Annotated in this window: 15 protein-coding genes; 6 read left to right on the forward strand and 9 right to left on the reverse strand. The window is 74.6% G+C overall.

Annotated features, from left to right (window positions below):
• On the forward strand, window positions 1–194 hold a 194-nt coding region (locus tag ACFXMG_RS13400), incomplete at its 5' end, for a hypothetical protein (protein WP_384900995.1).
• 360 nt (window positions 195–554) lie between these two features.
• Here the strand turns inward: ACFXMG_RS13400 and ACFXMG_RS13405 are convergent.
• Together ACFXMG_RS13405 and ACFXMG_RS13410 are read right to left on the reverse strand one after the other, a co-directional pair.
• Window positions 555–1,475: a universal stress protein gene (locus ACFXMG_RS13405; protein ID WP_383817863.1), complete on the reverse strand. Its 921-nt coding sequence runs from the start codon at window positions 1,473–1,475 to the stop codon at window positions 555–557.
• Window positions 1,476–1,647: 172 nt separating this feature from the next.
• Window positions 1,648–2,412 (reverse strand): alpha/beta fold hydrolase, encoded by a 765-nt coding sequence (locus tag ACFXMG_RS13410; protein ID WP_383817865.1) that lies wholly within the window; start codon window positions 2,410–2,412, stop codon window positions 1,648–1,650.
• Between the two features lie 348 nt (window positions 2,413–2,760).
• On the opposite strand from ACFXMG_RS13410, the gene ACFXMG_RS13415 reads away from it, so the two are divergent.
• Window positions 2,761–5,352 carry a SpoIIE family protein phosphatase gene (locus ACFXMG_RS13415; protein WP_383817867.1) on the forward strand — a complete coding sequence of 864 codons (2,592 nt, stop codon included), beginning with the start codon at window positions 2,761–2,763 and terminating at the stop codon, window positions 5,350–5,352.
• 129 nt (window positions 5,353–5,481) lie between these two features.
• Entirely contained in the window at window positions 5,482–5,730 is a 249-nt protein-coding gene (locus tag ACFXMG_RS13420) for a type B 50S ribosomal protein L31 (RefSeq protein ID WP_383817868.1), read from the forward strand.
• Between the two features lie 87 nt (window positions 5,731–5,817).
• Here ACFXMG_RS13420 and ACFXMG_RS13425 read toward each other — a convergent pair whose 3' ends face one another.
• The 5 genes from ACFXMG_RS13425 to ACFXMG_RS13445 all read right to left on the reverse strand — a co-directional run bounded on the left by ACFXMG_RS13425 (window position 5,818) and on the right by ACFXMG_RS13445 (window position 9,440).
• The gene (locus ACFXMG_RS13425; protein ID WP_383817870.1) at window positions 5,818–6,315 is read right to left on the reverse strand and encodes a peptidylprolyl isomerase; all 498 of its coding nucleotides are present in this window, start codon (window positions 6,313–6,315) and stop codon (window positions 5,818–5,820) included.
• 120 nt (window positions 6,316–6,435) lie between these two features.
• Window positions 6,436–6,648, reverse strand: coding sequence for a hypothetical protein (locus ACFXMG_RS13430; RefSeq protein WP_383817871.1), 213 nt, complete (start codon window positions 6,646–6,648; stop codon window positions 6,436–6,438).
• A 128-nt stretch (window positions 6,649–6,776) separates the two neighbouring features.
• Window positions 6,777–7,280, reverse strand: coding sequence for an NUDIX domain-containing protein (locus ACFXMG_RS13435; protein WP_383817873.1), 504 nt, complete (start codon window positions 7,278–7,280; stop codon window positions 6,777–6,779).
• A 142-nt stretch (window positions 7,281–7,422) separates the two neighbouring features.
• Window positions 7,423–8,157 carry a response regulator gene (locus tag ACFXMG_RS13440; protein WP_383817875.1) on the reverse strand — a complete coding sequence of 245 codons (735 nt, stop codon included), beginning with the start codon at window positions 8,155–8,157 and terminating at the stop codon, window positions 7,423–7,425.
• Window positions 8,154–9,440 carry a sensor histidine kinase gene (locus ACFXMG_RS13445; protein WP_383817877.1) on the reverse strand — a complete coding sequence of 429 codons (1,287 nt, stop codon included), beginning with the start codon at window positions 9,438–9,440 and terminating at the stop codon, window positions 8,154–8,156. Before ACFXMG_RS13445 ends, ACFXMG_RS13440 begins: the two co-directional genes overlap by 4 nt.
• A gap of 133 nt (window positions 9,441–9,573) precedes the next feature.
• On the opposite strand from ACFXMG_RS13445, the gene ACFXMG_RS13450 reads away from it, so the two are divergent.
• Both ACFXMG_RS13450 and ACFXMG_RS13455 read left to right on the forward strand, forming a co-directional pair.
• Complete coding sequence (locus ACFXMG_RS13450) at window positions 9,574–10,482, forward strand: ABC transporter ATP-binding protein (RefSeq protein ID WP_383817879.1); 909 nt, start codon at window positions 9,574–9,576, stop codon at window positions 10,480–10,482.
• Entirely contained in the window at window positions 10,479–11,306 is an 828-nt protein-coding gene (locus ACFXMG_RS13455) for an ABC transporter permease (RefSeq protein ID WP_383817880.1), read from the forward strand. Before ACFXMG_RS13450 ends, ACFXMG_RS13455 begins: the two co-directional genes overlap by 4 nt.
• Here ACFXMG_RS13455 and ACFXMG_RS13460 read toward each other — a convergent pair.
• A complete protein-coding gene (locus ACFXMG_RS13460; protein WP_383817882.1) occupies window positions 11,300–12,181 on the reverse strand; it encodes a YhjD/YihY/BrkB family envelope integrity protein in 882 nt (293 codons plus the stop codon). The two genes, ACFXMG_RS13455 and ACFXMG_RS13460, sit on opposite strands and share 7 nt — an antisense overlap.
• A gap of 67 nt (window positions 12,182–12,248) precedes the next feature.
• A complete protein-coding gene (locus tag ACFXMG_RS13465) occupies window positions 12,249–12,719 on the reverse strand; it encodes a winged helix-turn-helix transcriptional regulator (protein ID WP_383817884.1) in 471 nt (156 codons plus the stop codon).
• Window positions 12,720–12,835: 116 nt separating this feature from the next.
• Here ACFXMG_RS13465 and ACFXMG_RS13470 point away from each other — a divergent pair, with 116 nt between their 5' ends.
• Window positions 12,836–13,354 (forward strand): PaaI family thioesterase, encoded by a 519-nt coding sequence (locus ACFXMG_RS13470; protein ID WP_383817886.1) that lies wholly within the window; start codon window positions 12,836–12,838, stop codon window positions 13,352–13,354.
• The last annotated feature ends 2 nt before the right edge of the window (window positions 13,355–13,356 follow it).

Raw genomic sequence — 13,356 nt, forward strand, 5'->3', positions numbered from 1 at the left:
GCACAGGGCCGGGCGCGGCAGCACGGGCGGGCCTGTTCGGTACAGGCCCGGTTCCGGCGGCGCGGGCCGGGCCTGGCGACACCGGCTGGGCCACCGGCGCGGTCGGGCCCGACTGGCTCCGACGACACGGCCGGGACACCCGCCAGCACGGACGCGACGACACCCGCCGTGCCCGCCAGCATGGTGGGACCTGACCAAACGGGCCGGGATCCGCCGCCGGTCCCGGCCCGACGACACGGTCGGCTCGGCCGGCACGGGCGGCTCGGCCGGCACGGGCGGCTCGGCCGGCACGGGCAGGGCCCGGCAACACAGGCCGGGCTCACCGCCGTGGCCGTGGCGCCGACGGCACGGGCCTCGCCCGGATCGGCCTGCACGGGCCGAGGCCCGCCAGCACGGCCGAGCCCGACGCCACGAGCGGGCCCGGCAACACGGGCCGGGCCCGCCCCCGTAGCCGCGGTGCCGACGGCACAGACCGGGACCCACCGCCCGCCCCGGGCACGGCGGCACGGGCCGCACCCCGCCCACCCGGGCCCCACCCCGCCCAGGCCCCGCCCTCAGCCCGCCCCGCCCCCGTTCCGGACGACGGCCACAGGGCAGTGGGCGTGGTGGAGGAGGGCCTGGCTCACGGAGCCGAGGAGGAGGCCGGTGAAGCCTCCGCGGCCTCGGGCGCCCATGACGACGAGCTGGGCGTTCTCGCTCTCCTCTAGGAGCACCTCGCGGGGACGGCCCTGGAGCAGTCGTGGCTCGGCCTCGGTCCCGGGGTGCCGCTCGGCGGCCCGCGCGAGCGCCGCGTCGAGGACGCGGGCGGCCTCCGCATGGACCTCCTCCACGGAGTGGAACAGCGGCGTGAGGTCCGCGGGACCCGAGCGCGGCGTCCACGCGTGGACGGCGACGAGGCCGACCCCGCGGGCCCGCGCCTCCGTGAACGCGAAATCGACGGCCGCGTCCGAGTCCGGCGAGCCGTCGACCGCAAGCAGCACCGGCCCCTCGGGCTCCTCCCGGCCGCGCACGACGAGGACGGGACACCCGGCGTGGGCCGCGAGATGGACGGCGACCGAGCCGAGCACCAGCCCGCCGAACGCGCCGGTGCCACGACTGCCGACGACCACCAGCTCCGCGCCCCGCGACCGGGTCGCGAGGACGACGAGCGGTTCGCCGGAGATCAACTCGCCGGAGACCTCGACGCCCGGCGCGACCGCCTTCGCCCGCGCCACCGCCGTGTCCAGCACGATCTGCGCCTGCCGCCGCAGCCCGCTCTCCGTGGGCCCGTACAGGGACGGCTCCAGGCCGACGCGGAACAGCGGCCAGATGAAGGCGTGCGCGACGACCAGCCGCGTACCGCGCTGCCCGGCTTCCCGCGCCGCCGCCTCGACCGCCCCGAGCGCCGACGGCGACCCGTCCGTCCCGACGAGGACGAACGGCCCGCTCGCCGCCGTCGTCCCCGCTGCCGCGCCCCGCTCCTCGCTGCGCCCCATCGCTCTGCCGCCCTTCCGGTCATGGCCCGCCGATCACGGGTGCCCTCGTGATCGAGTACACCGGTCGACTTCCCGCCGGACCGGGCGCCACGCGGGCCGGAAGTCCCGCGCGACCCCGCGAAAGGTCCCTGCTCAAGACGCCGCCGGAGCCAAGCGGCACACCCACCCGCGGTCAGGCCGCGAGGAACGCCTCGATCGCCCGCGCGAGATCCTTCGGCGCCTCCTCCGGCGGATAGTGCCCGGCGTCCGCGAGGACTTCGAGACGGGCGTTGGGGTACCAGCGCAGCCAGGTCGCCTCCATCGCCTCGGCCCCGAGCGCCGGATCGTGCGCGCCGACGACGAGCAGCACGGGCGTCGGGTTGTCGCGAACCCGCTCGTGGAAGTCGACGCCGGACCACGAGTCCAGGTACGCCCGGAACGCGGCGGTCGAGGAGCGGCTCACCGAGCGGTGGACGGCGGCGTCCAGCCAGGGCCCGGCATGACGGCCGCCGGTGGTGTGGTCGATGATGACCCGCCGCAGCGCCGGATCCTCGGCGGCCCCGGCGAACAGCTGCCGGCTCTCCTCGTCGAGGGGAAAGCCCGCGGCGGAGACCGGCGAGATCCCGACGATCGAGCGGACCCGCTCCGGCGCGTCGAGCAGCATCAGCTGGGCCGCCTTGCCGCCCATGGAGTGGCCGATGACGGAGAAGGAATCCCAGCCGAGGTCGTCGGCGACGGCCAGGGCGTCCGCGGCGACCTCCTCCATCGTGAAGGCGCCGTCCGCGTCCCGTGCCTCGCCGTAGCCCCGGCAGTCGAGGAACGCGTAGCTGCCCGCCGCCTCGTCGAGATGCGCGCGGAGCGGATCGAAGCTGCTGCGGTCGCCGAACCAGTTGTGGAGGACGAGGGCCCTCCCCGGGCCCTCGCCGTGGACGTCGTACGGAAGTACCCGGCCGGTCATGGTGCCCCCTGCGCGCGAGGTGGGTGATGAGGGTGGTGGTCGCACCCGCCGCCCGCTCGTCGCGGCGGCGGACGACGACCGAGTGTGACGGCCCGGAAGCGCCGGGTCAACAGCCCCGGGAGCCGTGTGGGCGACGCCCCCCCACGCGCGCGTGGACCGGCCGACCCACGCGCCGCATGGCCGCAGCCCGCCCACACGCGTGCGTCGACCGACGCCCGCGCGCGGGTCGACCGACGCCCATGTGTGGGTCGACCCACACACGCACACATGAGCCGCTCCCCGCCCCCAAGACGTCCGCACGCGCGCGTGGAGCCGCCCTGAGACCGGCCCCGCAGGCCCGGCGCCAGGATGCGGCGGCTTTCACGGCGGGCGCATCCTGACTGTGTGACCCCGCACGGCCCGCCCCCAGGCCCGTCCCCCGGCCCTCACCCCGGCGCGCCTCCGCAAGCCCTGACACAGGCGCTGGCGGAGGCGGCGACGGATGTCGTCGAATCGGTCGGCGGATACGCCGGTGGGGTGTACCTGCGCTCCGGTACGGAGGGACTGCTGCGGCTCTCGGTCCTGGCCGGGCTGCCGGGCGAGCTGTTCCGGCCCTGGTCGCGGATGCACACCAACCGCCCCTTCCCGGTCGCCGAGGTCCACCGCTCCGGGCAGGCCGTGCACCTGGCCGACGTCGAGGAGTCGATGCGGCGGTTCCCGCAGCTCGTGGCGAGCCTGCCGTTCCCGTTCTCCTCCCTGTACACCCCCGTCGTCGCCGGCCGGAACCGCTTCGGGGTGCTCGTGGTGCTGCGGCCCCCGACCCCCGGCCTCCCGGTCGGCGCCCGCGACCGGGAGCGGATGACCCGCGCGGGGCTGCGGCTCGGCGAGGTCCTCACGGGGCTCGCGGCGGGCGGGACGGACGTGCGGTGGCCGGGCGATCCGATCTGCGTCCAGTTGCCGTCGGGCTCCGTGCCGCCCGTGCGGTTCGGCTCCTTCGACTGGGACCTGGCGGCCGGGACCGTGACCATGGACGACGGGCTGCGGGCGATCCTCGGCGTCCCGGACGCCTCCCCGCTGCCGATCGACGCGCTGACCTCCCGGCTGGAGCCCGAGGACGGCTACGCCCTGTGGGCGGCGGCCCGCAGAACCGGTTCCGCGGACGGCGGCGGCTCGGTGCGCCGGCTGCGGCTGAAGGGCCCGGACGGCGGCCTGCACCTGCTGGAGGTGTCCGCCCGCTCCCGGTTCGTCGGGGCGGACGGCCACGGGCATCTGGCGGGCGCCCTGGTGGACCTGGGCACCGGCCTGGTCGGCTCGGACGCCACGGACCGGCTGCCCCGCGCCATCCTGGCGATCGACCGGCTGGGCCGCGTCACGTACGTGAACGAGCGCACCGAGCGCCTCCTCGGCCGCCCGCGCGGGGCCTTGGCCGGGCGGCCGCTGTGGGAGGCGCTGCCGTGGTTCGCCCACCCGTTCCACGAGGAGCAGCTGCGGGCGGCGCTGCTGTCGAGCGAGCCCGTGCGCTTCCTGGCCCGCCCCGACGACGGCCGGTGGCTGACGGTGTCGCTCTACCCGGGCCGGGACGGCGTGACCATGGTGCTGGTCCCGGAGGAGGAACCGCTTCCGGAGGCGTCCGGTGCGCCGCCCGTGACCGTACCCGCCTCCGTACCCTCCCTCTATCCGACACCGGCGCCCACCCCGGTCCCGGCTCCGCCCTCGGGGGACGGGCTCGGGCCCGAGAGCACGCGGGCGGCGTCGCTGTACCGGCCGGTGGCGCTGGCGATCGCGCTGACGGAGGCGGTGACGGCGCGGCAGGTGTCGGCGGTGGTCACCGAGGAGCTGCTGCCGGCCTTCGGCGGCCGGCAGCTGGCGATCTACCTGCTCAGCGACCGGCGGCTCTATCTGGCGTGGGAGACGGGCTTCCCGCCGGGTTTCCTGGACCGGTTCGACGGCGTGGGGCTCGACGCCCGGGTTCCGGGTGTGGACGCGCTGACCGGCGGCCGGGCGCTGTTCTTCGAGTCGATGGAGAGCCTGGGCCGGACCTATCCGGATCTGCCGCTGGACGCGGACACGGGGGCCCGGGCGTTCCTGCCGCTGATCGCCTCGGGCCGGCCGGTGGGTTCGTGCATCCTCGGCTTCGACCGGCCGCGCGACTTCAGTTCCGAAGAGCGGGCGGTGCTCACCGCGCTGGCCGGGCTGATCGCGCAGGCGCTTGAGCGGGCGCAGCGGTACGACTCCGAGGCCGCCGTCGCGCGCGGGCTCCAGGACGCGCTGCTTCCGCACCGGCTGCCGGTGCGGGAGGGCGTGGAGACGGTGGCACGGTATCTGCCGGGGACGCAGGGCATGGATGTCGGGGGCGACTGGTACGACGTGGTGGAAACGGCCCGGGGCGAACTGGCGCTGGTGATCGGGGACGTACAGGGGCACGGGGTCGCGGCGGCGGCGACGATGGGGCAGCTGCGGAGCGCGGTCCGGGCGTTCGCGCTGAGCGGCCTGCCACCGCAGGAGGTGGTGCGGGGCACCAACCGGCTCCTGATCGACCTGGATCCGGGACAGTTCGCGAGCGCCTGCTATGTGGTGATGGACTCGCGGACGGGGGACCTGCGGGCGGTGCGGGCCGGGCATCCGCAGCCGCTCCTGCGGCATCCGGACGGGACGGCGGAGCTGCTGGAGATCGCGGGCGGGGTGGTGCTGGGGGTGGACGGGCGTGCCACGTATCCGGTGACGCGCCTGCGGCTGGCCGAGGGCGCGGTGCTGGCGCTCTTCACGGACGGGCTGGTGGAGCGGCCGGGCGCGGACATCGACGAGGGGGTGGAGCGGCTGCGGCGGACGCTGGCGTCGACGGGGTCGCTGCCGCTGGCGGAGGCGGCGGACCGGTTGATCCACGAGGCGGTGCGGGCGTCGGACCGGCCGGACGACATCGCCTTGCTGCTCGCGGCCCGCTGGCCGCGGCACGGCGCGTAGCGCTCACCCGGTCGGGTCAGCGGCGCTGGTCGGCGGGGGTGGGCCCGGCGAGGCTGGGGAGGGTCCGTGCCGTTCGGGCCGGACGAGACGGGGTGGCCGCGCGGCGGCCGCCCGAGGCGAGGAGGTCCCGTGCAGCAGGACAAGCAGCCCGACTACCGGCCCGTGGTCTTCCGCGACCGTTCGGCGGGGTACGCGTTCCTGACCCGGTCGACCGCGTCGAGCGAGCGGACGATCGAGTGGGACGACGGCAACACGTATCCGGTGATCGACGTCGAGATCTCGTCGGAGAGCCACCCGTTCTTCACGGGCAAGGCGCGGACCGTGGACACGGAGGGGCGGATCGCCAAGTTCGAGCGGCGGTTCGGCGAGGGCGGCTGAGGCTCCCGTAGGCCGGGGCGGTGGGAGTGGAGTCCGGTGGACGCCGCTCCTCCCGCCCCGTGCCGTGAGGTGTCGCGGGGAGTCGGGTCAGCCCTCGACGATGCCGGACTTGCCGATCTTGATGACGGCGCTGGTGGCGCCGGAGCGGGAGCCCAGGGCCTCGACCTTCTTGACGACGTCCGAGCCCTCGACGACCTCGCCGAAGACGACGTGCTTGCCGTCCAGCCAGTCGGTGGCGATGGTGGTGATGAAGAACTGCGAACCGTTGGTGTTCGCGCCCGCGTTCGCCATCGAGAGCAGGAACGGGCGGTCGTGCTTGAGGGTGAAGTTCTCGTCCGCAAACTTCTCGCCGTAGATGCTCTTGCCGCCGGTGCCGTTGCCCCGGGTGAAGTCACCGCCCTGGAGCATGAAGGCGGGGATGACGCGGTGGAAGGGCGAGCCCTCGTAGCCGAAGCCGTGCTGGCCGGTGGCGAGCTCGCGGAAGTTCTGCGCCGTCTTCGGGACGACGTCGTCGAACAGCTTGAAGACGATCCGGCCGGCCGGCTCGTCGTTGATGGTGATGTCGAAGAAAACGTTGTTGCTCATGGGGACATCCTGTCATTACCCGCGCACCGCGCGCGCACGGGCCGCCTCCCGGCGGGTCACGGCGCGCCGGTGCCCCGCGCCGGACGGGGCGCGGGGCACCGGAGGCGAGGGGGCCGTGCGTCAGCGCAGGCCCTGGGCGGAGCTGTCGGCGACGGTGCCCTCCACGGTCGTGACGGTCTCGTGGAGGACGGTCGCGGCGCCCTCCTCCTGGAGGAGTCCGGTGGCACCGCCGAGGGGGCTGTCCGCGGCACTGGCCTGCGGCGGCGGGGTGACGAGGGCGGTGACGACGCCTGCGGCGAGGGAGGCGATGGCGAGCATGCTGCGCTTCTTCATGCCCTGGTCAACTGCTGGAGAGGGAAAGGGTTACGGGTCCCGGCCCGCCGCCCGCGTTCCGGCGGGGACGGGCCGGGAACGGGCGGGCCGGGACCCCGGATGGGCCCGGGGCCGGGACCGGAACCGGGTCACGTGCCGGCCGGAGCGGTCTCCAGGTGGATGGGGACGCCCGTCCTGCGGGCCCGGTCGACCGCGGCGAGGCGCTCGAAGTCGCGAGGGCGCATCTCCCGGCGCCATTCGTCGAGGGTGCGCAGCGCGTAGGCGGTGTGTTCCTCCGGGTCGAGGACGAGGGAGGCGACCTGTTGATCCGTCAACTCGCCGCCGTCGAAGATGAAGCCGATGTGGTTGGCGGGCCAGTGGTCGCCGCGGTCGCCGACGAAGGTGGTGCCGAGGAGTCTCGGTTCCCCGGTGAAGACCAGGCCGGTCTCCTCCTGGCATTCCCGCACCGCCGTCTGCCAGGGAGTCTCCCCCGGGTCCATGTTCCCGCCGGGCCACTGCCAGACGTCCTCGCCGTAGGTGGCACGGAGCTGGAGCGTGCGGCCTGCGGTGTCGGTGAAGTAGAGGCAGGAGTACGCGGTCGCTCTGGGCAGCGTGGCGACGTACTCGACGGGCGGCAGCCAGGTGTGCGTCATGGACGGCTCTCTCTCGACGGACCGATGGGGCTCCTCCATCCAAGCGGTCCGCGGCGGGCGGCCCGCCCTCTCCGGAGTCGATCACCGGATCGTGTGATCGATTCCGCTGGGCGGCCGGGGCGATCGGCCCGCCGACGCCCGGTCAGCCGGCGGAGACGAGTCCGGCCTCATAGGCGAGGATGACGAGCTGGACCCGGTCGCGGGCCTCCAGCTTGGCGAGGAGCCGGGTGACGTAGGTCTTGACGGTGGCGAGCGTGATGTGGAGCTCGTCGGCGATCTCGGTGTTCGACAGCCCACGGCCGACGAGGGTGAGGACCTCCTGTTCGCGTTCGGTGGTGCGCTCGGCGAGCCGGAGCGCGGCGGGCGTGGGGCCTTCCCGGCCGTCACGGGGGCGGCGGGTGAACTGCTTGATGAGACGTCCGGTGACGGCGGGGGCGATGAGGGCGTCGCCGGAGGCGACGACGCGGACGGCGGCGAGGATGTCGTCCATGGCCATGTCCTTGACGAGGAAGCCGGAGGCCCCGGCGTCGAGGGCGCCGTAGACGTGGTCGTCGTCGTCGAAGGTGGTGAGGACGACGACGCGGGTACCGGTGCGGCCGGAGGTGATCCGCCGGGTGGCCTCGATGCCGTCGGTGCCGGGCATGCGCAGGTCCATGACGACCACGTCGGCGCCGGTCTCCTCGACGAGCCGGACGGCTTCGGCGCCGTCGGACGCCTCGCCCGCGACGAGCAGGTCGTCGGTCTCCGCGATGACCATGCGCAGGGCGGTGCGCACCAGCGGCTGGTCGTCGGCGAGGACGACCCGCACCGGACGCGGGGTAGTGGCGGACGGGGTGGTGGCGGACGGCGTGGTGGCGGACGCGGTGGTGTCGCTCATGCGGGGGCGGCTCCAGGTGGGACGGGCAGGTGGGCGGTGACGCGGAACCCTCCCCCGGGCCGGGGCCCGGCGGTGAACTCCCCGTGCAGGAGTCCGACGCGCTCGCGCATGCCGACGAGGCCGTAGCCGGATCCTCCGCCCGCCACCCGGGCGCGCCGGCGGTCGGGGGCGGGGGCGGGTCCGGGGTCCTCGACGGTGAGAGCGAGGGTCTCGGGGTCGCGGTGGTCGACGGTGATGGTGCAGGTGTCGGCGCCCGAGTGGCGGACGACGTTGGTGAGGGATTCCTGGAGGACGCGGAAGGCGGAGAGGTCTATGTCGGGCGGCAGGGTGCGCGGGGCGCCGACGCGGCGGACGGTCACCCGGACACCGGCGGCTCCGGTCGTCTCGGCGAGCCGGTCGAGCGAGTCGAGCCCCGGCATCTCGGGGAGCGCGGGTCCGGCGGGGGCGTCGGCGGCTGTCTTGGCGGCCGTCTCGGGGGGTGTGCCGGACGGGGTGGCGGGTGCGTCGGCCTCGCGGAGGGCGCCGAGCATGCGGCGGAGGCCGGCGAGGGTCTCGCGGCTGGCGGTCTCGATCTCGTCGAGCGCTTCGCGGGCGAGTTCGGGGCGCTTGTCGATGACGAGGCGGGCGGCGCCGGCCTGGAGGGCGACTATGCCGATGCTGTGGGCGACGGTGTCGTGCATCTCGCGGGCGATCCGCAGCCGTTCGGCGGTGACGGCCTGTTCGGCGGCGCGGGTGCGGTTCTCCTCGGCGTGGAGGCGGTTCTGGCGTGCGGAGCGGCCGAGGAGCCAGGCGACGCTCGCGGTGGAGAGCACGGCGAGGGCTGTGGTGGTTCCCGCGGTCCAGCCGGCGAGGAGCCGGACGGCGAGGTGGCCGAGGACGACGCCGCACGCGAGGAGGACGGCTCGTTCGGCCTCCTTCGTCGGGCGGCGGGCGGCGATGGTGTAGAGGGCGACGTCGACGGCGAGGTACTGGGCGAGCGGTATGGCGGTGACGCCCAGCGGGAAGGAGCCGAGGGCCGCGGCGGCGAGGAGGTGGCCGAGGCCGGCGGTGGGCCTGCGGTCGAGGAGGGCGCTGCCGCGGAGGGCGAGGACGGTGGCGAGGCCGAGCATCGTGAGCCCGTCCCAGCGGAGGAAGACGACGCCCACGAGGACGTCGGCCCTCTCCTGGCCGGGAAGGCGCATGCGCAGGAGCGCGGTGAAGAGGAGTCCGGCGAGCCAGGCGAGCGCGGCCCACCAGCCCGGCGTGACCCGTTTGTGGAGTGGCGCAGCCGCGATGCCTGACATGCGGGAATCGTAGTTCGCGGAGACGTGTCGGGTCATCAGCCCCAGGTTGTACGACCGGGGATGACTGTCCGCCGCGTGATTGTCCGTCCTGGTCCGATGCCGGGGGCCGGTGCGAGGCGGCACCGTGGTGGACATGATCGAAGTCAAGGAACTCACGAAGCGCTACGGCGCCACCACCGCGGTCGACGGACTGACGTTCACCGTGCGGCCCGGCCGGGTCACCGGCTTCCTCGGGCCCAACGGCGCGGGGAAGAGCACGACGCTGCGGATGGTCCTCGGACTGCACGCGCCGACGAGCGGGGCGGTGACGGTCGGGGGCCGGCGGTTCGCGGACCGGCCGCGGGGGCTGCGGCATGTGGGCGCGCTCCTCGATGCCGCGGACGTGCACGGCGGGCGGACGGCGCGGGCGCACCTCGCGGTGCTCGCGCGGAGCAATCGGATACCGCTCTCGCGGGTCGACGAGGTGCTGGAGGAGGTGGGGCTCGGTTCCGCGGCGCGGCGGCGGATCGGCGGATTCTCGCTGGGGATGCGGCAGCGGCTGGGGATAGCGGGCGCGTTGCTGGGCGATCCCCCGGTGCTGCTGTTCGACGAACCGTTGAACGGGCTGGATCCGGAGGGGGTGCGCTGGGTGCGGGAGCTGTTCGTGCGGCTCGCCGGGGAGGGGCGGACGGTGTTCGTCTCCAGCCATCTGATGAGCGAGATGGAGCACACGGCCGACGACCTGGTGGTGGTCGGCCGGGGCCGGCTGATCGCCGAGGAGAGCCTGGCGGAGTTCGCGGCGCGTGGCGCGCGGTCGAGCGTGGCGGTCGGGACGCCGGTTCCCGGGGTGCTGACGCCGCTGCTGCTGGCCGCGGGCGCCGAGGTGGTGTCGGAGGAGGGCCGGCTGACGGTGACGGGGCTGAGCGCGGCCCGGATAGGCGAGCTGGCGGCGGAGCACCGGGTGGTGCTGGACCAGTTGACGAGCCGTGGTGCCTCGCTGGAAGAGGCGTTCATGGAACTGACGGCGGAGAGCGCCGACTACACAGCAGGGGGTGCACGATGACGGCGCTGATCGTTCCCGTGGTGGAGCCGCGGGCCCGGTTCCGCGATCTGGTGGCTTCGGAGTGGCTGAAGCTGTGGTCGCTGCGTTCGACCGGCTGGTCGCTGGTGCTGGGCGCGCTGGCGGTGATGGCGTTCAACGTGGGCACGGCCTGGGACCACTACCGGTACTGGTTCGCCTATGACGAGGCGTCGAGGGCGGCGTTCGTGGCGGACGGTCTGGCGCTGGGCGACGCGTTCACGGGGAACGCGGCGATGGTGCTGGTGCTGTGCTCGGCGGCGATGGGCGCGGTGGCGGTGGTCGGCGAGTACGGCGGCGGGCTGGCGCGGACGACGTTCGCGGCGGTGCCGGCGCGGGGCTCGCTGATATCGGCGAAGGCGCTGGTGCTGGCCGGGGTGCAGGCCGGGTTCGGGGCGGTGGTCGCGGGCGGCTCGTTCTGGGCGACGCAGGCGGTGCTGTCGCTGCGGGGAGTGGGGGTGTCGCTGGGCCATCCGCCGGCGCTGCGGCTGGTGGTGGCGTCGGCGCTGCTCGCGCCGGTGTGCGCGCTGGCGGGGATGGCGCTGGGCGCGCTGACGCGGCGCGGGGCGGCGGCGGTGGTCGGGGCGGTGGTGCTGCTCCTGCTGGTGCCGATGGTGTTGAGCGAAGAGCGCCGGCTGACGGCGGTGCTGGGGCACGCGACTCCGCTGCGGGCGTGGCAGCGGCTGGCCGGTGAGGGCGTGGCGGGGCCGTTCCCGTGGACGGTCGGCGGGGCGTGGGCGGTGTACGGGGTCTGGGCCGTGGTGGCGGCGCTGGTGACGGTGGTGGCGGTGCGCCGGCGGGATCAGTGAGGCGGGGCCGGGTCGGCGAGGAACCGGCGGGCGAGGCGCCGGCGGACCCGGGTCTCGTGGACGAGGCGGCCGACGAGGGCGCTGCCGTAGACGACGAAGCCGACGCCGACGAGCCAGGACTGGAGGACGAGGACGGTGCCGAACTGGCCGTAGGTGACGGCGTTGGAGGCGATCAGAGGGGAGAAGACGAGCTGGGAGAAGATCCGCAGCCCCAGGAGGCCGAGGGCGGTGAGCACGGCACCGGGCAGGAGGGCGCGCCAGCGGATCCTGCCGCAGAGGAGGAAGCGCTGGGACCACCAGAAGAAGAGGAAGGTGCCGATGAGGTCGCCGAGGGCGACGAGGACGGTGACGCCGGCGGGGGCGCGTTCGGGGGCGGGGAAGGCGACGAAGAGGAGGAGGGCGGCGATGAGGACGGCGAGCCAGACGATGTGGCGCCACATGGTGTGCCAGCGGGCGGTGGGGAGGTCCCAGGCGCGTTCGTAGCCGGTCTGGACGGCGGAGCCGAAGGTGACACCGAAGGCGGCGAGGGCGGCAAGACCGAAGGCGGTGGTGCGCTGGAGTGCCTGACCGGGCTGGCCGAAGAGCTGTTCGACCTCTTCCTCGGAGACCTGGGTGACGCCCAGGCCCTGGATGAGCCAGCGGGCGAAGCCCTGGCCGCGGGCGAGGTCGGCGGCGGCCACGACGATGAGGAGGGGGACGAGGGTGAGGAGGCTGAGGGCGGCGAACCCCATCGCGCGGTGCATGAGTTCCATCGCGCGGCCGCGGTTCCAGGCGAGACCCACGGACGATTCGAGCAGGCGGATGTGCAACCGCTGGAACGGCCGGGCTTGTTCGGGCGGTCGCTGGTCGCTCGGGGTACCGGGGGTGGGGGGCATGTCTGGTCCGGTACCCGCCGGAGGGCCGGCTCCCGCAGGGATGCGGCCGAACGGGTGGGGTGTGGGGTCAGGGGAGGGGGCGGGCGCCGGGGCCGGGGGTGACGGTGACTTCGCGGGCGGTGAGGACCTCGGCGTCCTCGCCGGCGCACTGGACGACGACCTGGACGGGGGAGCCGCAGGCGGTGTGGCGGATGTCCAGGGCGGGGCCCTCGGGGTCGCCGGTGTGAGCGTCGCCCCACTGTTTGAGGGCGAGCATGACGGGCCAGAGGTCGACGCCCTTGGGGGTGAGCCGGTACTCGTTGCGGGTGCGGGTGCCGGGTTCCCGGTAGGGGACGCTGCGGAGGACTCCGGCGGCGACGAGTTTGCGGAGCCGGTCGGCGAGGACCGCCTCGGAGAGGCCGATGTGGCGGTGGAAGTCGTCGTACCGGCGGACGCCGTTGAAGGCGTCGCGCAGGATGAGCAGGCTCCACTTCTCGCCCACGAGGTCCAGGGTGCGCCGGACCGAGCAGTTCTCGGTATCCGTCTCCAGCCACTTCATCGTCACACTCTAGCCACCTGACTGCGTCGTTGACAGTCAGCTGACGCGAGGTCTAGCTTCGCAGTGCAGAGCCAGCCGTCGGTACGGCGGACGGGGAACGACGGAGTGGAGTGGTCATGGGGCGGTCACGGACGGTCGAGTGGGAGGACGCCGGGGCCACGGCTCGGGCGGCGGCGTCGATGGCGGGGCTCGACTTCCTGCGCGAGATGATCGCGGGCCGGCTGCCGGGCCCGCCGATCGCGGCGCTGCTCGGGTTCTCGCTGGAGGAGGTCGAGCACGGGCGGGCGGTCTTCGTCCTGGAGCCCGGCGAGGAGCACTACAACCCGATCGGCAGCGTGCACGGCGGGGTCTACGCCACGCTCCTGGACTCGGCGGCGGGGTGCGCGGTGCACACCACGCTGCCGCGGGGCACCGCGTACACCTCGCTCGACCTCCAGACCCGCTTCCTGCGCCCGATCACGATGGACACGGGCAAGGTGCGGGCCGTCGGGACGGTCATCTCGCAGGGGCGGCGGACCGCGCTCGCGGAGGCGGGGCTGTACGACGAGGAGGACCGCCTCCTCGCGCACGCCACCAGCACCTGCATGCTCTTCCCGGTTCCCGGCCGGGAGACGGGCGAGGGCGCTCGCGCCTGAGC

The sequence above is a fragment of the Streptomyces sp. NPDC059201 genome (assembly GCF_042754585.1).
GTDB lineage: Bacteria > Actinomycetota > Actinomycetes > Streptomycetales > Streptomycetaceae > Streptomyces.